Origin of the sequence: Bacillus sp. 165, assembly GCF_017742235.1 — a bacterium.
Classification (GTDB): Bacteria; Bacillota; Bacilli; order Bacillales; family Bacillaceae_G; genus JAGHKQ01.
In genome coordinates this window covers 44,708-70,249 of the sequence record NZ_JAGHKQ010000010.1, presented here as the reverse complement: position 1 = coordinate 70,249, position 25,542 = coordinate 44,708, and the positions used below count along the sequence as shown (strand labels likewise).

Annotated in this window: 23 protein-coding genes and 2 other annotated features; of the genes, 7 read left to right on the top strand and 16 right to left on the bottom strand. The window is 37.2% G+C overall.

Translation table 11 applies throughout. The features are described from left to right. Positions 1-40: 40 nt before the first annotated feature. Genes J7Q84_RS14330 through J7Q84_RS14320 form a run of 3 tightly spaced genes read right to left on the bottom strand, consistent with a single transcriptional unit; the run spans position 41 to position 2,947 of the window. Positions 41-859 (bottom strand): ABC transporter ATP-binding protein, encoded by an 819-nt coding sequence (locus J7Q84_RS14330; RefSeq protein ID WP_348519862.1) that lies wholly within the window; start codon positions 857-859, stop codon positions 41-43. Between the two features lie 28 nt (positions 860-887). Continuing rightward, positions 888-1,946: a FecCD family ABC transporter permease gene (locus tag J7Q84_RS14325; protein WP_209095244.1), complete on the bottom strand. Its 1,059-nt coding sequence runs from the start codon at positions 1,944-1,946 to the stop codon at positions 888-890. Then, a complete protein-coding gene (locus tag J7Q84_RS14320; RefSeq protein ID WP_209095243.1) occupies positions 1,943-2,947 on the bottom strand; it encodes a FecCD family ABC transporter permease in 1,005 nt (334 codons plus the stop codon). Before J7Q84_RS14320 ends, J7Q84_RS14325 begins: the two co-directional genes overlap by 4 nt. A 184-nt stretch (positions 2,948-3,131) precedes the next feature. Here J7Q84_RS14320 and J7Q84_RS14315 point away from each other — a divergent pair, with 184 nt between their 5' ends. Further along, complete coding sequence (locus J7Q84_RS14315) at positions 3,132-4,091, top strand: ABC transporter substrate-binding protein (RefSeq protein WP_209095242.1); 960 nt, start codon at positions 3,132-3,134, stop codon at positions 4,089-4,091. Positions 4,092-4,309: 218 nt separating this feature from the next. Here the strand turns inward: J7Q84_RS14315 and J7Q84_RS14310 are convergent, their stop codons facing one another. The 3 genes from J7Q84_RS14310 to J7Q84_RS14300 form a co-directional block, all read right to left on the bottom strand. Continuing rightward, positions 4,310-4,495 carry an H-type small acid-soluble spore protein gene (locus J7Q84_RS14310; protein ID WP_209095241.1) on the bottom strand — a complete coding sequence of 62 codons (186 nt, stop codon included), beginning with the start codon at positions 4,493-4,495 and terminating at the stop codon, positions 4,310-4,312. A 146-nt stretch (positions 4,496-4,641) separates the two neighbouring features. Beyond that, entirely contained in the window at positions 4,642-4,905 is a 264-nt protein-coding gene (locus tag J7Q84_RS14305; RefSeq protein WP_209095240.1) for a metal-sensitive transcriptional regulator, read from the bottom strand. Positions 4,906-5,183: 278 nt separating this feature from the next. After that, positions 5,184-5,819, bottom strand: coding sequence for a MarC family protein (locus tag J7Q84_RS14300; RefSeq protein ID WP_209095239.1), 636 nt, complete (start codon positions 5,817-5,819; stop codon positions 5,184-5,186). Between the two features lie 777 nt (positions 5,820-6,596). Between J7Q84_RS14300 and J7Q84_RS14295 the strand changes: the two genes are divergently transcribed. Further along, positions 6,597-7,139, top strand: a complete 543-nt coding sequence (locus tag J7Q84_RS14295; RefSeq protein WP_209095238.1) for a TlpA disulfide reductase family protein — start codon at positions 6,597-6,599, stop codon at positions 7,137-7,139. 27 nt (positions 7,140-7,166) lie between these two features. Here the strand turns inward: J7Q84_RS14295 and J7Q84_RS14290 are convergent, their stop codons facing one another. The 3 genes from J7Q84_RS14290 to aspA form a co-directional block, all read right to left on the bottom strand. Beyond that, on the bottom strand, positions 7,167-7,934 hold the full coding sequence (locus tag J7Q84_RS14290) for a nucleotidyltransferase domain-containing protein (RefSeq protein WP_209095237.1): 768 nt from the start codon (positions 7,932-7,934) through the stop codon (positions 7,167-7,169). A 158-nt stretch (positions 7,935-8,092) separates the two neighbouring features. After that, entirely contained in the window at positions 8,093-9,244 is a 1,152-nt protein-coding gene (locus J7Q84_RS14285) for an acyl-CoA dehydrogenase family protein (protein ID WP_209095236.1), read from the bottom strand. Between the two features lie 114 nt (positions 9,245-9,358). Beyond that, positions 9,359-10,798 carry an aspartate ammonia-lyase gene (gene aspA, locus J7Q84_RS14280; protein ID WP_209095235.1) on the bottom strand — a complete coding sequence of 480 codons (1,440 nt, stop codon included), beginning with the start codon at positions 10,796-10,798 and terminating at the stop codon, positions 9,359-9,361. A 524-nt stretch (positions 10,799-11,322) separates the two neighbouring features. On the opposite strand from aspA, the gene J7Q84_RS14275 reads away from it, so the two are divergent. The 4 genes from J7Q84_RS14275 to J7Q84_RS14260 all read left to right on the top strand — a co-directional run bounded on the left by J7Q84_RS14275 (position 11,323) and on the right by J7Q84_RS14260 (position 16,950). Beyond that, positions 11,323-12,507, top strand: a complete 1,185-nt coding sequence (locus tag J7Q84_RS14275) for a class I SAM-dependent rRNA methyltransferase (RefSeq protein WP_209095234.1) — start codon at positions 11,323-11,325, stop codon at positions 12,505-12,507. A 223-nt stretch (positions 12,508-12,730) separates the two neighbouring features. Further along, on the top strand, positions 12,731-13,987 hold the full coding sequence (locus J7Q84_RS14270; protein WP_209095233.1) for a VanW family protein: 1,257 nt from the start codon (positions 12,731-12,733) through the stop codon (positions 13,985-13,987). A 262-nt stretch (positions 13,988-14,249) separates the two neighbouring features. Then, complete coding sequence (locus tag J7Q84_RS14265; RefSeq protein WP_481747558.1) at positions 14,250-15,290, top strand: LCP family protein; 1,041 nt, start codon at positions 14,250-14,252, stop codon at positions 15,288-15,290. A 193-nt stretch (positions 15,291-15,483) separates the two neighbouring features. Next, positions 15,484-16,950, top strand: coding sequence for a nicotinate phosphoribosyltransferase (locus tag J7Q84_RS14260; protein WP_209095231.1), 1,467 nt, complete (start codon positions 15,484-15,486; stop codon positions 16,948-16,950). A 108-nt stretch (positions 16,951-17,058) separates the two neighbouring features. Here the strand turns inward: J7Q84_RS14260 and J7Q84_RS14255 are convergent, their stop codons facing one another. The 6 genes from J7Q84_RS14255 to J7Q84_RS14230 form a co-directional block, all read right to left on the bottom strand. Beyond that, complete coding sequence (locus J7Q84_RS14255; RefSeq protein WP_209095230.1) at positions 17,059-18,300, bottom strand: sensor histidine kinase; 1,242 nt, start codon at positions 18,298-18,300, stop codon at positions 17,059-17,061. 11 nt (positions 18,301-18,311) lie between these two features. Continuing rightward, positions 18,312-18,983: a response regulator transcription factor gene (locus tag J7Q84_RS14250; protein ID WP_209095229.1), complete on the bottom strand. Its 672-nt coding sequence runs from the start codon at positions 18,981-18,983 to the stop codon at positions 18,312-18,314. Positions 18,984-19,050: 67 nt separating this feature from the next. Next, positions 19,051-20,190 carry an ABC transporter permease gene (locus J7Q84_RS14245; RefSeq protein WP_209095270.1) on the bottom strand — a complete coding sequence of 380 codons (1,140 nt, stop codon included), beginning with the start codon at positions 20,188-20,190 and terminating at the stop codon, positions 19,051-19,053. After that, positions 20,171-20,893, bottom strand: a complete 723-nt coding sequence (locus J7Q84_RS14240; RefSeq protein WP_247739285.1) for an ABC transporter ATP-binding protein — start codon at positions 20,891-20,893, stop codon at positions 20,171-20,173. Before J7Q84_RS14240 ends, J7Q84_RS14245 begins: the two co-directional genes overlap by 20 nt. 5 nt (positions 20,894-20,898) lie before the next feature. Next, positions 20,899-22,128 (bottom strand): efflux RND transporter periplasmic adaptor subunit, encoded by a 1,230-nt coding sequence (locus J7Q84_RS14235; RefSeq protein ID WP_209095228.1) that lies wholly within the window; start codon positions 22,126-22,128, stop codon positions 20,899-20,901. 19 nt (positions 22,129-22,147) lie between these two features. Beyond that, a complete protein-coding gene (locus J7Q84_RS14230) occupies positions 22,148-22,372 on the bottom strand; it encodes a hypothetical protein (protein ID WP_209095227.1) in 225 nt (74 codons plus the stop codon). A 249-nt stretch (positions 22,373-22,621) separates the two neighbouring features. On the opposite strand from J7Q84_RS14230, the gene msrA reads away from it, so the two are divergent. Further along, positions 22,622-23,152 carry a peptide-methionine (S)-S-oxide reductase MsrA gene (msrA, locus tag J7Q84_RS14225; protein ID WP_209095226.1) on the top strand — a complete coding sequence of 177 codons (531 nt, stop codon included), beginning with the start codon at positions 22,622-22,624 and terminating at the stop codon, positions 23,150-23,152. Between the two features lie 389 nt (positions 23,153-23,541). Here msrA and J7Q84_RS14220 read toward each other — a convergent pair whose 3' ends face one another. Then, positions 23,542-24,909, bottom strand: a complete 1,368-nt coding sequence (locus J7Q84_RS14220; protein WP_209095225.1) for an amino acid permease — start codon at positions 24,907-24,909, stop codon at positions 23,542-23,544. 111 nt (positions 24,910-25,020) lie between these two features. Then, positions 25,021-25,249, bottom strand: a binding site (T-box leader). Between the two features lie 42 nt (positions 25,250-25,291). After that, positions 25,292-25,518, bottom strand: a binding site (T-box leader). Positions 25,519-25,542 lie beyond the last annotated feature (24 nt).

Here is a 25,542-nt window from a genome sequence, read left to right as displayed (position 1 = left end):
CACATATTCCAAAAGACGATGAAACTATTGTTCATCGTCTTTATCTTGCTAGTACTTGTTGATTTTTTATAATGCATCTCCCTTTTCCTTGCGGGATACATAACGGCGTTCCGAAAAGTGGGTCAGATGTAATCTGGCACTCCATACGAAACACATCGCGAACCAATTTACAATCAATAATATCCTCGGGCTTTCCTTGAGCGTAGACGTTCTTATCCCGGATAGCAACAATATGATGTGCATACCGGCAAGCCAGGTTTAAATCGTGCAGTACCATTACAATTGTACGTTCTTCTTTTTCATTCAGTTCAAACAATAAATCTAAAATCTCAATTTGATGAGTCATATCTAAATATGTTGTAGGCTCATCCAATAAAATAATGTCAGTCTCCTGTGCTAACGTCATGGCAATCCAAGCACGCTGACGCTGTCCACCTGATAAAGAATCCACTTGACGGTGGGCAAGATCTTTCATACCTGTTGCTTCTAATGCTTTTTGCACCATTTCCTCATCATGTTCTGACCATTGCTTTAACCATGTTTGATATGGATAACGCCCTTGCTTTACGAGTTGCAATACCGTTAATCCTTCTGGTGCTGTTGGTCCTTGCGGAAGAATTGCTAACTGCTTAGCTACCTCTTTTGTCGGCAGCTTTTCAATTGTTTTCCCTTCTAACAACACAGCTCCTGCGGAAGGCTTTAACAGCCTGGCAAATGAGCGAAGCAGCGTAGATTTACCACAGCCGTTTCCTCCAATAAATACAGTGATTTTCCCTTTTGGAATCTCTAAACCTAAATCATCTATAATAAGGGAATCTCCATAAGACAATGATAAATTCTTCGCTTGTAAAGCTTCCACTTGACATCTTCCTTTTTTGTAAATTTTCTTAAGCATTGCGGCTTTTATACAGCAAGTATATAAAATATGGCGCACCGATTGCTGCAGTGAACACCCCTGCTGGCACTTCAAGCGGTGCTGCTATCGTTCTCCCAATCAAATCCGCCGTTACTACCAAAATAGCACCGACCACAGCAGCCACCGGCAATAATGCACCGAACGCAGAGCCTACAAGTCTTCTTGCAATATGAGGAGCCATTAATCCTACAAAACTGATTCCACCCGCAAACGCTACTGCTCCGCCAATTAAAGCAGTGCTAAGTAAAAGCAGCAACAAGCGATGACGTTGAACTGAACTTCCGAGACCAATTGCCAATTCATCTCCCAGTTCTTGTACATTTAATTTTCTTGCTGACATTAATGTTAACACAGCAAGAATCACTGTCCAAGGGGTAAGAATTCCTACATTATTCCAATTCGAACCATATACAGTTCCTGTTAACCAAATGTTCGCTTGGCTTGCCTGATAAATAGGCCCTAGAATCATAAACAATGTCGTAAGCGCCTGCATCAATGCAGACACACCGATTCCAATCATAACCAGACGGAGAGGTGATACCCCGTCATATTTCCATGCTAATGCGTACACCAACAAAGCAACAATAGTTGCTCCAATGAATGCTGCAAGTGGAAGCCATTGAATACTAATTGTCAGGGCATTGTTTTTATCACTGAACAAGGCCAAAAATAACACTACCGCTACACCTGCTCCGCCTGTCACTCCAATAATCTCAGGAGAAGCCAACGGGTTGCGTATCAGTCCCTGCAAAACGCTTCCAGCTAATGCCAATGAAGCGCCTACCAATATAGCAACGACAATACGAGGAAGCCGAAATGCAGTGACAACAAGCTCATACATTTCGTTTCCTTTTCCAATCAATACTTGAAATACTTCGATAGGAGAAATTTTCATCTCCCCCATTCCAGCACTGATAAAAAATAATGCAATAAGTAATCCAAGTAAACTAAGAAATGTAAGTAATGCTTTTTTATCAATTAAAAAGGAAATAAACCCTTTTCCCATTCGAAATGATATATACTTTTTCATTTGCCAAGTACTCCCTTACGTGCAATATATATAAAGAAAGGCGTTCCGATAAGTGCCGTCATAACACCGACAGGTACTTCCTGCGGCATAAGAATATAACGTGCAGCAATATCCGCTGCCAATAATAAAATTGCACCTAACAATGCGCTATAAGGAATAACCCATCGATAATCAATACCAACAAAAGTACGGGCAACATGCGGAATAATAATGCCGATAAAACCAATCGGACCAGCAACTGCAACTGCTCCACCCGCCAACAAAATTACAAGAACAGCCAATATTCCTTTTACAGCTCCTGTACGCTGTCCAAGTCCTCGGGAGACATCATCTCCCATCATGAGGATATTGATTTTTCGTGACATGATAAAAGCCCCGAGCCATGCAACAGCTAAATAAGGGAACACATCTTTCAACATTTCAAGCTTGCGTCCTTGTACAGAACCGGCGAGCCAAAATAGTACTTGATCCAATGCTGTTTCGTTTAAAACAAGAAGCCCTTGTGTAAAAGAAGAAAACAAAGCCCCCATTGCTACACCTGCAAGTGTAAGCTTCATAGGTGTCAGTCCTTCTCTTCCTAATGAACCAACTGTATATACAAGAATTGAGGCAATTGCTGCTCCGCCAAATGCGATCCACATAAATGAATTCATCGAAGAAACAGAAAACACTGTAACTGCGAATACAATAAAAAAAGAAGCACCTGCATTAATTCCTAAAATACCGGGAGAAGCAAGGGGATTTTTTGTTAACACTTGCATAATCCCTCCTGCAACAGCAAGACTTGCTCCTACAGTTGCAGCAATCAATGCACGCGGTAATCTCACAGAGGTAATAATGATATGTTCATTTGAACCATTAAAATGTTTAAATGCATCTATCGCTGTTTTCCAGCTTGTATCAGTATATCCGTAAACAATGCTAGCACATATACTGAATAGGGTAAGAATGATTATAGCAATCATTCCTATGATTTTTGCTCGTTTTGTTTTCAAAATCATTGCTGCTTCCCCTTCTCAAACGACTGTATAAATATATATTATAAAATAAGTCTAGAATAGAAGAGAATGGGTGTCAATGATAATGAGAATTTTTATCAACTAATTATTGACACGTTTCGTAATGACATTTATTATCATAGTTGTAAGTGAAAACGATTATCATTATGACGGAGGGTTACATATTATGAAAAAATTTTCATGGAGCTTGCTTTTCCTTGTATTTTCACTGTCTCTTCTACTAAGCGCATGCGGCACTAAAGAAGAGACCAAAAAAGAAGAACAAGAAGCTAAAGCACCGCAATCTTATACTATTCAGCATGCGATGGGTACTACCGAGGTAAAAGATACTCCAAAAAAAGTAGTTATTTTAACAAATGAAGGAACAGAAGCATTACTTGCAATGGGTGTAACACCAGTGGGTGCTGTTAAATCTTGGACAGGCAATCCATGGTATGATCATATTCAAGATGAAATGACTGATGTAAAAGTAGTAGGTACAGAAAGCGAAGTAAATTTAGAAGCTATCGCAGCATTACAGCCTGATTTAATTATCGGTAATAAAATGCGTCAAGAAAAAGTATATGAACAGTTAACTGCAATTGCTCCAACAGTATTCGCTGAAACATTACGGGGCGATTGGAAAGAAAACTTTACTTTTTACGCAAAAGCATTAAATATGGAAGATAAAGGCGCAGAAGTAATGAAACAATATGAAGACCGCATTGCTTCATTAAAAACAGAACTTGGCGACAAATTAAACCAAAAAGTTTCTATGGTACGTTTCATGCCTGGTGATGTACGTATTTATCATAAAGACACTTTCTCTGGTGTTATTTTAGAAGAACTTGGTTTCCAACGCCCGGACTCTCAAAACGTAGATGACTTTGCAGAGAAGGGTGTAACAAAAGAGCGTGTTCCAGCAATGGAAGGTGACATCCTCTTCTACTTCACATATGACGTAGGAGATGGCGAAGGTACAAAAGTAGAACAGGAATGGATTAACGATCCGTTATTCCAAAACCTGCAAGTAGCGAAGAATAAGCAAGTGTACCAAGTTAGTGACACAATTTGGAACACTGCAGGCGGTGTACTGGCAGCTAATTTGATGCTTGATGATATCGAAAAACGTTTCTTGAATCAGTAAGTTTCATCTTCTCAGACTTGAAATACGAATCATTTTTTTACAGCACTCGTTTATCGAGTGCTTTTTTTGCTCTTGCAATGAACTAAATTGAGGGGTGCAAATGTGAAAGAACTGAGTTTTGATTATAACACTAAAGGACAATGTCGAATGCCCCCCATCATATCATGCCTTCAATAGTAAGAGTAAAATCAAAAAAACAGATCAGACAAACGTCTGATCTAACCAAGCTCTTCCAGCTCAGAAACATTTACTTGTACGATTTCCTTCCTTGCTGACTTCATATCATGTACATTTACCATACCGCTTGCTTCATCACAGCTATCAATCCATACCGGCACACCATGATAATGAACTTCAACTTGACTTGAGGAAGATAAAATTTGCTTTGCTCGTTTAATGTCCATTCTGGAAACCTCCTTTTTTATTTTTCATCTTAGGTTTCCGCATTTTATGAAAAATATGTCCCTGCAATGCTATTTTCTACCTTTTAAGTGTTCGAATCCTCTGTTTCTACATTCTAAATAAGCATTTAGCGAGCTGCTTCGGCAAATTAACGACTTTTTACAAGAAGCTGAACAGCTTCCTTTACAAGATTTTGATTAGCGTAATCACCATGTTCTATTTGTTCACGTAAACACTGCTCTAAATTTGTTCCAACAATTAAACCTATAGCTCGATCTATGGCAGAACGGGATGCACTTAATTGAGTAATCACTTCTTTACAATCTTTTTCCTCTTCTAACATGCGAAGTACACCGCGAATTTGTCCTTCAATGCGTCGCAAACGATTTTTCATTTCTTGAGTGTATTCCATGAACTCCCTCCTCTTTTCTATACCTGTAATGGTATAGTATTATAAAGAGTTTTGATTGTCAAAAAAGCCAAATGATATGGATTCTTTTCTCACATATCTTTCAACTACCTGACCTTTTAACAGCATTTATATCTAGTGCAGCTTGCTTTAGTTTTCTAGCATCAATATGCGGACTTCTTTGTTTATTCGACATATCAATTTCAACGACTATACTGTCTATATACTTTATTAGAATCTATATACATTGTTCTATATCATTCAAAAAGTGTGTAGGAGCATCATATATGAAGAATATCTTGTACAATCGGCTTTAATCCGCTAACAAAAAATTCCACTGCAATAACCATGACTATTAATCCCATTAAACGCATTAATACATCATTGCCCGTATCCCCTAAAGCACGAATCAGTTTTGAAGAATTTAATAGAATAATATAAGTAAGAAAACAAATTACAGCAACTGCTATTACCAAGATGACCTTCATATCTATAGTATTAGCTTTTTCCATTAATACAATTGCGTTTGTAATCGCTCCTGGTCCGCAAATCATGGGAATCGCTAATGGCGTAATTGAGATATCATTAACGTATGTTCTGACTTCCTTCTCAGAAATCTTTGTTTTCACTAGACGCGCTTGCAGCATATCTTGTCCCATCAAAAAGAAAATAACTCCCCCGACAATTTTTAAGCTATTAACAGATATACCAAAAAACTTAAATAACAATTGTCCTGTAAATGCGAATACCATTAAAATAATAAAAGATACGAACACTGCTTTTTTAGCTGTTCGTTTTCGTTCCTGCTCTTGCAACTCTCCTGTCATCGTCATAAAAATCGGCATAACTCCAAGTGGGTTAATAAGTGTAAAAAAGGATGTTAATCCTAATAAAGTAAAAGATAATAATTCATGCATAGCTGCTTCCCCTTTGTATAAAAATTCCCCATCCATATAAATTATATCATACCTTATCGGGTATTTGACAACGTGAAAACACCTTTGATACCATTAACTGTAAGATATATAGAAAAATGAGGTGTTTTTCATTTTACATATTTTTGGGACCATTGTATTACCAAAAGGGACAGCTATATTTATTATCAGTTCTCTTCTTGCTTATCTGTTTACTCGTTATAGTACGAGCAAGATTGCCTTTTCTTTACATGAAATCATTACAAATGCTTTTTTCTATGGACTTGTTATTTGGAAACTGAGCTATGCCGTGTTTCATCCTATTAATATATGGCATAACCCCATGACATTGTTATATTTCAATGGAGGATATTTGGGATATTGGTTATCCTTTTTAGTCAGTGGATTTTATTTATTTAAAAAAAGGAAACAACTAAATATATCAACTTATACTTATTTGTTGCCGCTTTGCGTTGGCATTACAATATTTTTTGGTACTTATAAGCTGCTGAACGCATTTCTTTTCACACTATCCTTCTCTGGAATATTGCAGGGGATTATTTGTTACGTGTTTACATATCTATTGTTCAAGCATATAGCTGAACAAAAATTTCTTACGTATATTATGTACTTTTTATTAGCTTTATTATTTCTTTCTTTATTTCAGTCTACCTCTTTTATATTCGGTCTATCAAAAGAGCAAACTTTTTATATCGTATTTATCTTTGCACTTCTAATCATGGAAAAACATTGGAATATTACGAATCTGGAGGAGAAAAAATGAACAAATATATTATTATAGCCCTGCTATTAGCACTGGCTGGATGGGCTGTATTACATAATACGCTATTGGTAGAAAAGTCAGTGAACGAGCCATCAGATTCCGACGCTCCTATCGGGTTAAAAACTCCCAATGCAGCCCCATATTTGAGCTTGCCACAGCTTGATGGATCCAAAATACAAACTTCTGATTTAAAAGGCAAGAAAGTAATGCTTAATTTTTGGACAACGTGGTGTCCTCCATGTCGAGCTGAAATGCCAGAACTAGAACAATTTTATAAAAATATGAGCAGTGATGGAATAGAAGTTGTGGCAGTAAACTTAACAGAAAGTGAAAACAGTATTGAAAATGTAAAGTCCTTTAAAGATAAAAATCACCTTACCTTCCCTATATTGCTTGACGAAAAAGGGATATATGCTAATCGTTTTGAAATTATCTCTGTTCCTACAACGTACTTTTTAGACGAAAATGGCATCATTCGCTTTAAGCATGTCGGTCCAATGTCGTATGAAATGATAAAAGAATATATGGACAAAATGTAGGGACTTGCCAGTTAGTCCCTACATTTCTTACCATACTTTCCTCAATGTATTTCGAAACAGTACATTGAGCGCTTCTGCTTTCAATTCTCTTATATCTCTCAAATCTTTCACGTATTCTTGATAATAATGAAGCTTCTCTTCAATAAATTGATGCAACTTTTGAAAGGATATTCCTAAACCGAAATCTTCTCCTGCTTTTTTTCTGGTTAACAGGTATTGAATTTCATTTAAAATTTCCGAGGATACCCCTTCTAGCTTTAGCAATTCATCCAAAGCCACAGGTGGTACCGTTTTCTGTTTCTCCAGCCACATGCAAGCCAGTAAGGGACGAAGAACATAAAAATATTTCTTGATTTTCGCTGGTTCTCCTTGTAGATAATGCCGATAATTTCGGCTTGCCATATTCAGATAGTGATAAATACTTGCTTTTAAAGATATATATTCATTGCTGATATTCCTAAGTTGTTCAGCAATATCGTGCTGTTCTGAATAGACAATAGGAGATAGCAGCCATTCCAATAAGGCAGGATTAGATTTCATCAGAAGCTGAAGCGCTTTTCGTAAATCCCAGCCGCTAATATCTAATAAATTATTAATAGGATATTCCAATACATCTCTTTTTTGTTCAATAGATAAATACCAGTCCGGTTTATGGATATAGATGAACCGAACATCATAATCGCTGCCTTTAGATGAGATCCCCCATGCCCTGCTCCCAGATTCTGCTGCATATAAAATCTTCACATGATTTTCTCTTTCAATTCGGTTTAATTCGGTTATAATCTTTTCTTTCATTGCTTTTGCTCCTTTTCAAAGCATATAACATTTAAAAGTAGATATCATGGTAATAAATAATACATTTAGAATATGAAAGGATGTCTACTAATTCCGCTCAGTCCGATTTCAACTGAATGATGTTGAAGAGGAAAGCCCTATTCTTTTTAGAATCTCATTTATTTCACATTTTCTATTGCCTTATACGCTAACTGTGTTAAGGTAATATCGTCCATCGGCGGATTATGTAAACCAGCTCGTACATGCAGGTAATATCGATGAAGCGGATTTTTTTCCGATAAACTTCTTGCTCCGACAATACGCATTGCTTTATCTATTATAGAAATCGCTGCATTAGTTGCTGTATATTTGACAGCAGATAATTCTGCTTGAAGTTCATGGGGTTCATCACAAGCATCATATTTTTCAGCTACGCTATACATAAAGTGACGTGCTTGTAAAAGCTCTAATTCCATTTCACCAATTAATCTTTGCACATTAGGGAGTGTATAAATCGGCTCGTTTACACTGTTTGGTTTATATGCTTTAGCAAAGTGCAAAGCATAGTTACGTGCAGCTTGAGAAATTCCTAAATAACATGCTGGGATATGCAAGAGCCATCCATGATTATTCTTTTTGCCGTTATTTCTTATTTCCACCAAGTACTCTTTTGGAATTTCAACATTTTGCATCACTAAGTCATGGCTGGCTGTACCTCGTAATGCGACACTGTCCCATGTTTCTTCTATCCTTGTCCCCTTAGCACTGCAAGGAACGAGAAATTCTCCCACTTCCTCACTTCCTTGTATAGTTGCTGATACAAGAAAATAGTCGAGTATATAAGACATAGTTGTAAATGTTTTCTGACCATTCAACACCCATGTACTCTCTCCTTCATAAGCTGTTGTTTCCGGTTTTCCGCCGCGTGTTGGACTACCTGTATTTCGTTCTGTGGCACAACGATTCAATAAAGCTCCTTTTTTTACTTCCGAACAAATTTGCGCAAATAATTTTGACTCCCAGCGAGGATTTTCCGTCAATTCCAGCATAATCCCGACATGCCATCCTACTGATAATGCTGTAGAGCCATCACCTTCTGCGATTTTTTCTTGAAACAGCAGAAAATCATATAAAGAAATTTCTTCTCCTCCATATTCTTTTGCAATCGATAAGGATGTATAACCTATGTCTTTTAAGTTTTGAATATTTTCGTAGGGAAAGGAACCCAATTGGTCCAGCTCAGGTTCACGTTCTTGAAACTTTCTAGTCAGCTGATTGAGCTTGGTAAGCATTGCTCTTTGTGTATCTGTCTTAATAAACACATCATTCACTTTACATCTCCTCCTTTCTTATATACGGTCATATCTATTCACATTGTATGTATTTTCCAAAAGTTATCTAAAATCCTTTCCTCAATAGAAAAAGACGGCAGTTCGCCGTCTTTTTTACGATGTTTTTTGCTTATTTGCTAATAATGATGCCCCTGCAATTTCAGGATGAGTCATTTCAAATGGATCTAAAATGATATCCAGTTCTTCTTCTGTTAACACTTTATATTGTAAGCATAGCTCGCGTACAGATTTTCCTGTCAAGATTGCTTCACGCGCAATACGAGAAGCTGTTTCATAACCAATATGCGGATTCACTGCTGTTATAACTCCTACACTCTTCTCGACATATTGCTTTAACACTTCTTCATTTGCTGTAATACCTTCAATACAATACTTGCGGAATACTTCAAATGCATTATTCATAATACTGATGGATTGGAGCAAATTAAAGACAAGCACTGGTTCCATCACATTCAGTTCCATTTGTCCAGCTTCAGATGCTAAACAAATGGTGTGATCATTGCCGATGACTTGGAATGCTACTTGATTCACAACTTCTGCCATAACTGGATTTACCTTTCCTGGCATGATAGAAGAACCTGGCTGACGTGCCGGTAGCTGAATTTCTGCAAGACCAACACGAGGGCCAGATGCCATCAGACGCAAGTCATTAGCAATCTTAGACATATTCATCATACAAACCTTGAGTGCAGCAGATACTTCAGTGTAGGCGTCCGTATTTTGTGTCGCATCTACCAAGTCTTCTGCGCCTACAAGCGGAAACTTACTAATATTTGCAAGGTGTTTGACTACTCTTTCAATATAAAGCGGATCAGCATTCAGTCCTGTTCCTACCGCTGTTGCCCCCATGTTCACTTCATTCAAGTGCTGGCGGGATTGCTTAATGCGTTTTATATCACGCGATAATACACGGCGATAGGCTTCAAACTCTTGTCCTAAACGAATCGGTACCGCATCTTGTAGATGAGTACGTCCCATTTTAATAATATGATCAAATTCATTTGCTTTTTCCCCAAAAGCATCATGAAGCTGTTCCATCGTTATAAGTAATTGTTCGAGCATATCTAATACAGCAATATGAATGCCAGTTGGAAATGCATCGTTAGTTGATTGAGCCATATTAACATGCGTATTTGGACTGATTGTTTTGTAATCACCTTTCTCTTTTCCTAATATCTCCAAAGCTCGGTTGGCAATTACTTCATTAGTATTCATATTAATAGAAGTTCCGGCTCCTCCTTGAATAGGGTCCACAATGAACTGATCATGGAGCTTACCTTCTATAATTTCTTCCGCAGCTTGTACAATGGCATAAGTTATGTCTGATCGCAAATAACCTGTTTCCATATTTGCAAGGGCTGCCGCTTTTTTTACAATAGCCATCGCTCGAATTAATGATGTATGAAGACGATATCCTGTAATTGGAAAATTCTCTACTGCTCGTAATGTTTGCACACCATAATACGCATGCTGTGGAACTTCTTTTTCTCCAAGAAAATCACGTTCAATGCGTACATCTTTTGTGTCAATCATTTATTCTATCCCCTATGCTGTAGTATTTAATAATCAGAGTCTTATTGTCTATTAAAATTATTATTCTATCAATAGTAAAATTTTCACTATATAAATGAAAGTTTTCTATCTCGCTTCCACTATATATCATAATTTTTGTAAGCGCAATCAATAAATCTCTGTAAATCAAATCACAAAATTTTTAAATTAATTAATAAAACTCCCTTCTTAAATACTATATTTATATAAAATAAATCTAGTATAATCGAGGAGAGTCTTCTTACATTGTATCGTTATCCTTGATCCTTTTTCTTGCTCTAATCTTATTAGTAGGTGTAACTGCCTGTCTCAAAGCACTTGCTTATGCAAGAGCAGGATACTTATCTCCTTTTCATAAGTACTTATAAGTTCTGTTATCCTTCAAAACTTATACTTTTAACCCGCTCTTTGTTTGGATAATATGAATAATGAAAGTATTCCTACCTGCTTCTTATTCCTTCATTCTCTATGAAGGAGAAACAAACTATAATAATGGAGTGAACATTTTGGCAAAAGTTTTTTTAGAACGAAACCGCAGAAAACGTTTAGAACAAGGTCATCCTTGGATATTTCAAAGTGAAGTAAATCGTATCGAAGGGGAATTCGAACCAGGGGACTTTGTAGATGTATATAATCACCAAAACTTCTTGTTAGCAAAAGGATACATAAATCCAAAGTCACAAATGATTGTACGTGTACTGACGCAAAACCCAGATGAAGAACTGAATGAAAACTTTTTTATTGAAAAAATCCGTGCAGCTTGGGCTTATCGTCAACGATTTCTTCCAGATGTAAACTCTTGTCGTGCAATCTATGGGGAATCTGACTTTTTACCGGGGCTTATTGTGGATAAATATGAGGACGTGCTAGTAGTACAAATTCTGTCTCTTGGTATGGAAAAGCGTAAAGAATGGGTGCTAAAAGGACTATTGGAAGTATTTCAGCCGAAAGCTATCTATTTACGCAACGATGTTTATGTACGTGAACTTGAAGGGTTAAACCAGGAAAAAGGCTTTTGGTATGGTGAATCTCCCACTGAAATAGAAATAGAAGAAAATGGTGTAAAATATGTAGTGGACATCGAAAATGGACAAAAAACAGGGTTTTTCTTTGATCAAAGACAAAACCGTGCCGCCATTAAACCTCTTATCGATTCTAATTCCACTGTTCTCGATTGTTTTACACATACAGGTTCGTTTATGCTCAATGCTTGTCATTATGGTGCAAAGCATCTAACAGCAGTGGATATTTCTGAACATGCCATTGAAACTGCAAAACAAAATGCTCGACTAAATGGATTTGATAATATTGACTTTGTGACTGCGAATGCATTTGACTTTTTACGCGAAGCAGTAGAAGAACAAAAATTATGGGATGTCGTAATTATTGATCCCCCAGCATTTGCAAAATCCTCTCGTGCAGTAAAGAAAGCATTGGGCGGATATAAAGATATCAATTTAAACGGATTAAAACTCGTAAAGGACGGAGGTTTCTTTGTCACAGCAAGCTGCTCTTACCATATTCACGGTGATATGTTTCAAGAAATGGTACAAAAAGCTGCTTACGATGCAAAAAAAGTTTTACGGCAAATTCATTGGAGCGGTGCAGGCTATGACCACCCTAAACTTCTAGCTTCCGATGAAGGCGATTACCTAAAATTCGCCATTTATGAAGTTCATTCCCGCCGTTAATAAACAGGCACCTTTCCCTCAAAGGTGCCTTTCTTATGGAACAGGAATATTCTCCAAGTATAAAAAATATATGCTTCCCAAAGTGCTCATTAGCTGTATAACAAAATAATTACAATTGGTAACAAGTTTTATTTTTGTATTACAAGAGTAACACATTAGTAGTATACTAGTAATTATTAAATTAATGACCTTCCTTTAGTATGGAAGGATTGGGAGGTAAAAAATGAAGCTGCGAAATTGGATTATTGGCGGCTTGCTTGTTATTGGCATCGGAGGCAGTATTGCTGGCAGCGGTGTATATCACTATACAACAAAGTTAAACAAACAATTGGATACATATGTTTTAGGCGATGTTACCTTTAACGGCATCTCATTACAAGGTAAAACAAAACAACAAGTAAGTAAAATTGTACAAGATAAAGTTAACCAACTTAACAAACAAATCATCACTCTTCGTTTAGGCAATCAAGCGGATACCTTTACATGGGAACAAATCGGTGTAGAATACAAAGGAACAGAGATTGCTGAGCAAATTTTCAAGCAACAAGAGGGTACCATTTCCGAACGCTATAAATTACGCAAAGAAGCTGAGGAGGGTCACTTTAAACGAAACTTCCATATGGAAGCATACTTAAATCAAGCAAAATATGACATGTTTATACAAGATAAATACAACAATAAATTAGTACAGCCTCTAAATGCATCGTTTAATATCACAGGTACAACAATCAATATTTCTCCAAGTAAAAATGGACAAACCGTAGATAAAGAGCAGTTAAAATTACTCGCCACTCGGGCTATTACAGAGAAAAAACAAACCATTCAAATTCCTGTAAAGGAAGTTCGTCCAGAGAAAACAACAGAAGACATTCAACATATGGGATTAACTGGAGTTATTATTGAAGAACGTACTTCTCTTGCAAAACGGAATGCAAATCAAGTCTATAACATTCAAAGAGCTGCACAAAGACTAAATGGAGCACTTGTAGCACCCGATGGAATATTAAGTTTTAACGCTAAAGTGGGAAAAACAAATGCAGCAAATGGTTATAAAGTCGCAGCAGTTTACTTGAACGGAGAAATAAGTCAGAATGCTGGAGGCGGTGTATGTCAGGTAAGCAGTACATTATATAATGCCGCATTACGTAAAGACTTATCTATTGTTCAACGAAGCAATCATACCTTTCCTGTTGGCTATGTCCCATTAGGACTAGATGCTACAGTTGCCGATAGCGGTCCAGATCTCAAAATTAAAAATAGTACGAACCACTACCTATATGTACAAGCCTTCATTGAAAATAAGGAGCTTGTCGTTCGTTTATTTGGAACTGACAATGGGAAAAATGCGAATTTAACAACTAAAATCGAACAAGAAACAGATGAAAAAATTATTGTAAGCACATATAGAACCGTTACACAAAACGGGAAAATCGTATCCAGCGGGCATATCGCGAAAAGCACTTATAAAAAACATGTATAAGTCCTCCCTATCGAGAACCCATTTCTCGACGGGGATTTTTTACTTTATAGAACTTTTTTATCAGTTAGCTTGTTATGAAGAATGTTAGTTCTCCCTCTTCTTTCTTAGTAATATAGAATTTAGTACCATCATATGGATGAGATTATCCTATTTCCTTATTTCTCCAACCACTAACAAATAGTTACAAAATAAAAAAATCAATGACATGAAGCACATTTTATGTCAAGATATATGTTGTATAAAAATATAGTAAGGAGGGCTGTTGATGTCCCCAGATGTACGATATAGCATTAGTAAAAAGAAAAAAAGACGAAGAATTGCTGTACTCTTAATACTCCCTCTTTTAATTCTTCTATTTGGAGGAGCAGGTTATACAGCATATTTATATAAAAAAGCACAAAATGTGGCTAAAGCTGCCTACAAAGGCTTGGATCGTGGTGAAAAATCGGCTAAACGATTAGAAGCAGTAAAGCCATTAGAAGATAATATCTCTATTCTTATTATGGGTGTAGATGAAAGTCAAGAACGAAAAGAAAATCAAAAAGAGTTCGGTAATGCTTTTCGAACAGATGCATTATTGTTAGCTACACTAAATAAAGATGATAAGTCTATTAAACTAGTAAGTATTCCTCGTGATACACGTGTATATATTCCTGTTAAGGACAAAGAAAACAAAATTACTCATGCCTACGCATACGGTGGCGCAAACTCTACAATTGAAACAGTAGAAAACTTTTTAGATGTACCCGTAGACTATTATGTAAAATTTAATTTTGATTCTTTCGTTAAAATTATTGATACATTAGGAGGCATTGATCTAGATGTACCTGTTTCTTTTACAGAAATGAATAGTAAGGGAGTCAGATCTATTCACTTAAATAAAGGCTACCAGCATTTAGATGGTGAACAAGCTTTAGCTTTAGCAAGAACACGTCACATCGACAATGATTTTATGCGCGGACAGCGCCAACAGCTTATCATTGAAGCAGCGGCAAAAAAGGCTCTTTCTTTGAATTCCGTACCAAAAATGGCAGATCTAATTGACGCTGCTGGAAGTGATATGGAGACAAACTTAACTTTTGATGATCTTATTGGCATTGTAAAAACAATGTTAGGTACACAGTTAAACATGGAAAAGATGCAAATCCAATGTACAGATGAATATATCAATAATGTATATTATGCAGAACCTGATGAAGAAAGTGTAAACGAGATTCAAACAATTTTAAAGCAGCACCTTGGCTTAGAAGATTCAACAGATTTCACTGACAATGACAAAAAAGCAAAAAATGAAAATCCATAACAAATTTAAAATACCTAAAGAGGCAAATGAGAAAATTCATTTGCCTCTTTTATTTAAATTAACCGCTAAATAACCCCAAATATTCTTATAAAAATCAGCTTTCGAGTACATAGACCTTTTCATTGGCAGGTTGTATATATATTGGTAAAATGTAGAAAATATTTTATAATTGTTAAAATCGGAGGTTATAAAAATGACAGGCATATATGAAGATGATGGGTACGCTTTGCACACAGACTTATATCAAATCAATATGGCAGAAACGTATTGGGAAGATAATATACATAATCGCCGCGCTGTGTTTGAGTTGTATTTTCGTAAGCTGCCATTTGGAAACGGATATGCTGTTTTTGCTGGATTAGAAAAGGTTATAGACTATCTACAAAGCTTCCGATTCACAGAAAGTGATCTTACTTATTTGCGTAAAGAGCTTGGATATCAAGAGGATTTTATTTCTTATTTAAAAAGCCTTCGTTTTACAGGAACTGTGTATTCGATGCAAGAAGGAGAATTAGTATTTGGCAATCAGCCTATCCTTCGTATAGATGCACCCTTAGGTGAAGCGCAATTGATAGAAACTGCTCTCTTAAATATTGTTAACTATCAAACATTAATTGCAACGAAAGCAGCACGAATGAAGCATGTCGTAGGGGACGATATATTAATGGAATTCGGAACGCGACGTGCACATGAATTTGATGCAGCTCTTTGGGGAGCACGAGCTGCCTTTATTGGCGGATTTCAAGCAACTAGCAACGTACGGGCAGGTAAAAAATTTAATATCCCTGTTACTGGAACTCACGCACATGCTTTAGTCCAAACATATCGTGATGAATATACTGCTTTTAAAAAATATGCAAGCCGGCATAAAAATTGTGTATTCTTAGTTGATACATATGATACGTTAAAATCCGGGGTCCCCACAGCGATCCGTGTAGCAAAAGAGCTGGGAGATCAAATTCACTTTGCAGGTATCCGCTTAGACAGCGGCGATATGGCGTATCTCTCGAAAGAAGCCAGAAAAATGCTGGATGAGGCTGGATTTACTGACACAAAGATTATCGCTTCAAGCGATCTTGACGAATATACAATTATGAACTTAAAAACTCAAGGAGCTAAAATTGATGTTTGGGGTGTGGGAACCAAGCTCATCACAGCATATGACCAACCTGCACTAGGAGCTGTATATAAGCTTGTTTCTATTGAAAACGAAAACGGAGATATGGTAGACACAATCAAGCTTTCTTCTAATCCAGAAAAAATTACTACCCCCGGCTTGAAGAAGGTGTATCGCATCATCAATCTCGTCAATCACCATTCAGAAGGGGACTACATTGCTTTAGAAGCGGAGCACCCGCAGCAAGAAGAACGCTTGAAAATGTTTCACCCTATTCACACATTTATAAGTAAATTTGTGACAAACTTTGAAGCACGTGAGTTACATCAAAATATTTTTACCCACGGTGAGCTTGTATATCAATCTCCCGCTGCACAGAGCATTCAAGCCTACACTGAGCAAAACCTGCACCTATTGTGGGAAGAATATAAACGTACAATGAATCCTGAAGAGTATCCGATAGATTTAAGTCAAGCTTGCTGGGACAATAAGATGGCGCAAATCCAATCTGTACGTGAAGCTGTAGCAAAAATGTCAAAGTAAATAATCCATTATATTACAAAAATGACGTGCTAACCTTTTTCAGTTTGCACGTCATTTCTCCCTTAAGCTTCATTATGCAGCCATTTAATTCTCTACAAAAATAAATAATTATTTTTGATTTTTTGGAAAAGTGATTTCAAAACATGTTCCCTTTCCAAGCTTACTATCTATTTTTACTTTTCCATGATGCTTATCAATAATCCACTTGGCAATGGCAAGTCCCAATCCCGCGCCGCTTTCTGCCATGCGTGACTTGTCTACTTGATAAAAACGATCAAACACCTTTGAGATATGTTCTTCCTCTATTCCAATACCGTTATCTTGCACTTTTATAACAACAGTATGAAGTGTCTGGAAGCAAGAGACAACAATCCTTCCCCCTTCTTGTGTGTACTTAAGAGCATTATCTAATAAAATAACAAGCAACTGATATATTCTCTCTTTATCCCCCATAAAGGAAACCGAAGAAGCTACATCTAGTTCCAAGATTTTCTCTTGATATACAGCAATTTCAGAATAATGCTCCTCCATTTCCTGTAACAAGTTGCTCAGCGAAAACTCTTCCTTTTCCATCTCCAACTGATTAGAGTCGGAACGAGCTAATGTTAATAAACTAGAAACTAGTTTAGATAAGCGGCGACACTCTTTAGATATAGCAGAGATGTCTACTGCCTTATCCTGTATGGTAGCGGTAGGGGCACGCCATAATAAATCTGTTTTAGCTTGAATTACAGCTAAAGGAGTTCGTAATTCGTGAGAAGCATCAGACACAAACTCCTGCTGTTTTTGCCACGCTTCTTTAATTGGAATAAGTGCTCTCCCAGCTAAAAAGAAGCCTATCCCAACCGCACAAACACTGCCAACGCTGCTACCAACAATTAAGATTAATAACAACGTCTGAAGCATACTTTGCTCAGATGTAATGTTTCGCACAAGCTGTATTGTTATTTCTTCTGATTCAATATATCCACGTACTGATGTTGTTTTATATCCCTTCATTGAAATTGCTCTAAAGTAAAACCCTTCGGCTTGTATATCTTGCAGTTTATTTAGGTCCTTAGGACGAAATGCCTCTGGATTATCGGTAAAAACACTTGAATCCTCATTCACAGTAAGCATTTCATCGTTTTTGTTCCAAATCAACACAACAATACGCGGATCCCTTGGTCCTCTTGGCAATCCCCCCTTATCTTGCTGAATTCGTTGTACCGCTTCATATAAGTCCTTATTCACATCATAATCTAAACGAGACTGGGCATACGAATAAATAACGGTTGCTAAAATGCCAATCAGTACGATAAAAACTAACGAGTTTAAAATAGTAAGTCTAATACGAGTCCGTTGAAACATAGTTTTCTCTCCTATTGCTCTTTCAGCATGTATCCTATACCTCGTACTGTCTGAATATCCTTATGATAACCAAAGGGTTCTATTTTTTTCCGTAGCTGATGAACAAATACTTCTATAATCCCTATAGTCGTATCAGAGTCAAATCCCCATACACGATCGTAGAGCTGCTCCTTTGTTAAAATAGCTCCCTTGTTTTGAATCATATATTCAAGCATCTCATACTGTTTTAGTGTTAGTTTTACAGATTCGCCGTCTACTACAATATCTTTTTCTTTTCCAAATAACTCGATTCCACGATATTGAATCGTTTGATTTGTCGTTAAGCTTCCACTTCGCCTTAGCAGTGCTCGGATTCGCGCATGTAGTTCAGGTGCTTGAAACGGCTTCGTCAAATAATCATCTCCGCCAAAATCCAAGCCTCTTACTCGATCTTCTAACGAATCCTTAGCTGTCAAAAATAAAACAGGCGTTTGTATTTGTTCATTTCGTATGTTTTGTATAACTGTAAAGCCATCCATTTCCGGTAGCATAACATCTAGGACAATAAGGTCATAAATATTTTGCAACGCCATAAACAAGCCTTCTTCTCCATTTTCTGCACAATCTACTTCAAACTCTTCAGATAAAATTTGTTTAATGGACTGCAATAAAGATATATTATCTTCGACAACCAATATACGCATTACACCACCCCTTTACTATATAATAACGAAACAAAGCGCCCGCAGCACGCGATCGCTTTGTTTTGCTCTATTCATATCGAAGAGCTTGAATTGGATCCAGTTTAGAGGCTTTATTCGCTGGAAATACACCAAATATAACTCCAACCAATAAAGAGAATGCAAACGATGACAATATAACAGGCACAGAATAAGCTATAGTTGTTCCCGTTGCTACAGTAAATATTTGAGCACTTATTATTCCAATTCCAATTCCAATGATTCCTCCAAGTGAGCTTAAAACAATTGCTTCAATGAGAAACTGAAGCAGGATATTTCCGCGTTTAGCTCCAATTGCTTTTCTAATACCAATTTCTTTAGTCCGTTCTGAAACTGATACAAGCATAATATTCATAATACCGATACCGCCTACAACAAGAGAAATAGCTGCACTCCCACCTAGCATTAAGGTCAATGTTTTATTGACAGACGCTGCCGTCTCCATCAGATCTTGTGGACTAGATACACTATAATTATCAGCATCACCAATAATTGTATACATTGCTTGTTCAATACGGCGTGATATGAAATTGACCATATCTTCATTTTCTATCTTTACATATACTGATTCTATGTTTGTAGTAGAAGCTAGACGCTGCCCGGTGCTAAGCGGAACAAGAATTGTGCTGTCTCCGCTTGTCCCTAATGAACTACCTACAGATTTCAGAACCCCAATAACTTTATAAGACGTTCCATTTACCTGTACAGATTCGCCGACCGGATCACCTAATCCAAATAGTGTTTGTGCAGTATCAGAACCAAGCACTGCCACTTTTGAGTGATTATCATTATCTAAATCTGCCAGGAAACGTCCAGATTGAAGCTCTAAATTACGGACATGTAAATAAGAAGCTATTGTTCCTGTCATTGATACTTGTGAATTCGTTTGCCCATTTTTTACGGTTACTCTTCCTGACACAGTTGGAGCAATTCCTTCTACTCCGTCAACATCCTGAATCTGTTTTGTATCCTTTTCCTTAAAGGTAACATCCGAACCTGTGATTCTTACGGTTAAAACATCCGTACCTAAACTGCCGATTTGATCCTGTACTTCTTTTGTAGATCCCTGTCCTATCGCAACCATGACAATAACAGACGCTACACCGATAATAATACCGAGCATCGTCAGAATTGCTCTTATTTTGTTTCCTTTAATGCTCTTCAGTGCCATTTTTATAGTCTGCAAACCACCCACCCCCACTCTCATACAGTTGTCCATCGTGTATATGAACTATACGGTTTGCTTGTTTGGCTACCTCTAAATCATGAGTAATGAGAATAATGGTATGTCCCTGCTCATTCAAAGAATGTATAATTTTTAAAATTTCTGTACTTGTTTTGCTGTCTAACGCACCTGTTGGCTCATCTGCCAGTAAAATAGGCGGATTTCCAGCCAAAGCGCGCGCAATTGCGACACGCTGCTGCTGTCCTCCAGACAATTGGGTTGGCAAATGATTTGCCCGATCCGCTAGTCCTACTTTTTCTAAAGCCTCTAAAGCAACTTTTCTTCTTTCTGTTGTTTTCATTCCTCTGTATATAAGAGGAAGCTCTACATTCTCAGCTGCTGATAGCTTCGGTATTAGGTTAAAGTTTTGAAAAATAAATCCTATTTTTTCATTTCGAATCACTGCAAGCTGTGAGCTTTTCATCTTCCCTACCTGTTCACCATCCAGCAAGTACTCTCCTGTATCTGGGCGATCTAAACATCCAATCATATTCATAAATGTTGACTTTCCAGAACCTGATGGACCTATGATAGAAATAAAATCCCCTTGTTGAATAGTGAGGGAAATATCCTTAAGAGCCATTACTGTTTCCCCGCCAAGCTCATACTTTTTCGTCATGGAGTTAATTTGAATAATTGACTCTGTCATATTCATCAATTCCCTCCTTGTCTGCCGCCTGATGGAGCTCCTCCACCTGGAAATGACGGCTGCTGTCCGCCCATTCTATTTCCACCGTTGAATCCGCCAAATTCTCCTTGCATCATTCTCCCTTGGGAGGAATTATTGCTCGACTGGACTCTCGGTATTTCAACTGCTTCTCCTTCTGTCACACCGCTTGTAATTTCGACACTTGTATCATTAGAAATACCCGTTTCTACGGTTACTTTTTTTGTTGATTGTGCGGAATCATCCGAAGACACAGGAACGAGTACATATTTTTCATCTCCGCTTTTATAAACCGCTTCTATTGGTACATATACTGCGTCATCTTTGCTTTCTATTAAAATACTTGCCTCTGTTGACATACCAATTTTCAAGCTTTTTGGATCTGTGATTTGTACAGTTACATCGAAATTAGATACTCCATTTGATGCTGTTCCTTCTGTCGCTACTTTGGTTACTGTTCCTTCAAACGTTTCATCTTTAAATGCACTTGCTGTGATGGTTACCTTCTGTCCATCTTGTACCTTTGTAATATCTAATTCATCAACACTAATTGTTGTTTGTAATTTACTGTAATCTGTTATATGAGCAACTGTCGCTGAGCTTTGCACAGAGTCTCCGCTTACCACATCAAGGCTTGTAACAGTACCGGCAACTGGAGCTTGTAGGATGCTTCCATCTGTGAAGGTTACAAGAGTTGCACCTGCTGCTACATCAGCACCTTCTTTTACACTCACAGTATCTACCGTTAAGCCGCTTCCACTCGTACTGCTGCTTTTATCAGCACTTTCCCCGCTGTCTCCTTTTGTTACAGGTGATGTGATTCCATCTTCATTTTCGATACGAAGAAGGACTTTTCCATTAGAAGCTCCACTTCCGCTTTTTACATTAACTGCTGTAATTTCTCCGTCATATGGCGCTGTTATAACATCACCATTCTTAAATGTTATAAGCGTGTCTCCTTTATCTACTGTATCTCCTGTTGCTACACTTACACTATCTACAAGAAGAATTGTATTAGCAGCTGTTATATCTTGATCTGTAATAGCTGTTACCGATCCAGAACCACTGACTGCGACCTCTAATTTTCCTTTTTTAACTGTTGTTGTTTGGACTGCAGCTGCAACGTTTTGAACCTGATCTTTTTTTCCTACAAAAAACCAACCGCCTGCCCCTCCGATTACAACAACAATTATCGAAATCGTTATCCACTTTTTCAAGATGTTATCCTCCTTTCAATTATTGAGCTTGATTCGATTGAGTTTGATCTGATGGATTGTCTCCCGACTGGAATCGGCCATTACCTGGCATCATCTGTCCATTCCCTCTTTGACCCATATTTGAAAAGTTTGGTGTTTCATTCTGTTTGTAAGCCACATATCCTACTCCGATAGCTGCACATGTGCTTATTGCCAAATTGATAATGAGTAAAATTTTTATTAAATTTTGTTTAGTTGATTCCATCTGTATTCCTCCTTGTTTCTTTTTGATAAGCTCATTATGAATTTTGTTCCTTAATTTTTCCTTAAAAAACTTAATTGCAAGTACCAAATGAATAATATTCTAATTAATAAAGAAGAAAACAATAGGAGAAGCTTTACTAAATAGAAAGCTATTCCCCTGTAAACAAATTAATTGGTTATAACAAAAAGAAAGTATATAATAAGGCAAACCATTATATACGGTTTACCTTTGAAAGGAGCAAATAGCAGAATGAAACAAAGGAATGTGGAAAAAGCAATGTTTGCTGGGGGTTGTTTTTGGTGTATGGTTAAGCCATTTGACGAACAGCCTGGCATTTATAGTGTCATTTCCGGCTATGCAGGAGGACACGTAGAAAATCCAACATACGAGCAAGTAAAAACAGGAACGACCGGACATTATGAGGTAGTACAGATTACCTTTGATCCAATCGTTTTCCCTTATCAAAAATTACTGGATCTTTACTGGCCTCAAATTGATCCAACGGATGATGGCGGGCAATTTTTCGACCGTGGTCCTCAATACCGTACGGCGATTTTCTATCATACAGAAGAGCAAAAACAGCTGGCTGAACAATCTAAAGATCAATTGGCTGCAAGCGGCCGTTTTCAAAAGCCGGTTGTAACTGAAATTCTTTCTGCAGCACAGTTTTATCCTGCGGAGGAATATCATCAGCATTTTTACAAAAAAAACCCTGAGCACTACGCAAATGAGCGCAAAGAATCTGGAAGAGATGACTTTATTAAAGAAAATTGGGAATAAAAACTTCCATTAATATAGGATGTAACTATTTTTTCTTTTCCCTTTATTTTTACTTCCTTGCAATAAGGGAGTAAATGAGAGGTAACATGCCAAGAACAGTGTACTTTCATAGAATAGGGATTAATCTTCACTGAAAAGGAAAACTTGGGGTAAAAATCAATCAGTTTTAGCAAGTCTATTTTCATGCATTCTAACTTTAGAATTTTTAATAGGATACAGCATTATAACTCAAGATGTATCAACTTCAATTGAAGATTCCTCTGAACAAATGAAAGATTATTATCACTGTTATAGATGTCCGGCAGATAAAAGAAAGAGCACTCCAATAGGAGTACTCTTTCTTTTATCTGTATTATTTTATTAACGACTCTATTCTCATTATGCTGCGCTTATCCTTGAACCTTGCTCTTTAATATAGTATTCTCCTCTGTCAGTACTACTTTTTTTCCTGCAAAAACAGAGCACACAGTCAACAGAATCACAATACCTAAGCAAATAAAAATACTTACTCGGTTCTCCTCACTGAAAGTAAATACTACACAGCTCACACTTAAGGCTATTGCAGTAAATAAAGTCACGTATGGAAATCCCCACACTTTAAAATGAGCTTCCTTTGTATAAGTCTTTCGAAGCTTCAATTGTGCCAGACATATACTTATCCATACTATTGATACCGTAAATCCCGGAATTGCCATCAAATATCCAAAAACACGGTCTGGTGAAACGTACGCTACAAACGTCCCTGCGATAAGAACAATAGTACTGAAAATCACACTATATAATGGAACACCATTTTTAGAAACATATGAAAACCTTTTTGGCGCTTCTCTGTCAATCGACAAGGAATGCAACATACGAGTACAGCCATAGATACCAGAATTGGCTGCAGACAGCACGGCCGTGATGAGGACGAAGTTCATAATGTGTGCTGATCCTTGTAATCCTACTGCACCTAATACTTGTACAAACGGGCTTGCTTGGCTGCTGATTTCATTCCAGGGAATTAATCCGCAGATGATGAGAATAGGTAAAGTGTAAAACAATACAATCCTCCCAATCACCCCTTTAATCACTTTAGGCAGTATTTTTTCTGCACCTTCCGTTTCTGTTAATGTCAAACCAATCAACTCCGAACCCCCATAAGAAAAAATGACAATCAGCATCGCAGAAAATATTCCTGACCAGCCATGCGGGAAGAATCCTTGATGTTGTACATAATTAGACGCGTATTCAGATCCATCACTCGGAATGACGCCGAGTAATATAGCTGCACCTAAAATAATAAACAAAACAATCATTGTAATTTTAATTCCTGCAAACCAGAATTCAAACTCTCCATAATGTTTCACATTCATAAAATTGATTGCAGCAATAAACAGTGCACAAATAAAGCTTAAAGACCATAAAGACATAGAAGGAAACCAATATTGTAAAAAGCTTCCTGCCGCTATTACTTCAATGATACAAACAACTAACCACATAAAACAATATAACCAGCCAATAACAAAAGACACATTCATTCCAAATGCTTTATGAATAAATCCTTTCATATTCATTCCTGGATATGCAATTGCCATCTCCGCAATTGCTCCCATCACAACAAGAAGGAGCAATCCTGCAAACAAGTAAGAAAAAATAACAGCTGGTCCTGCTATCGATACAGTTTCAGAAGTGCCTTTAAATATCCCTGTCCCAATTGCTCCTCCAAGTGCCATTAAACGGATATGACGTGGCAATAACCTCTTTTGTAATTCCATAATTCCTCTCTCCTCTTAAATTAATATATATAAAATAATTAATAATAAAGTGAATTCTCCATACTATAGACTCTTGTATTTCTTAATAAAAAAATCGCCCCTGTCCTAAATGACAGGGACGATTTACACCGCGGTACCACCCTAATTGCAAACATATAGTCTGCCTCTTAATTGTGTTAACGATCTTTTGACCGTCTTATTCTTCATAAAGGTCTCCCTTTACTTTGAAAAAGATGCTCCAGGATTGAATTTCATACTTATCTATGTACTGGTTCACACCTTCCACCAGCTCTCTGAAACAGGGAAATAAGTCTTACTATATTCCTTTCATTGCATATACTCTATTATGTTTTCAAAATAAAAAGTCCCTACTGATTATATCAGTAGGGACGAATATATCGCGGTACCACCCTAATTGCAGACTTAGTCTGCCTCTCAGCTTTGTTAACGATCGTTCGACCGTCTTTCCCTTCATAAAGGTCTCCCTTTACTTTGAAAAAGATGCTCCAGGATCGAATTTCATCCTTATCTTTGTACTGATTTGCACCTGCCATCAGCTCTCTAAAACAGTGAGATAAGCACTACTTGCATTCCCTTCATCGCTCAATTTTATATCGTATATTCATGTTCTTC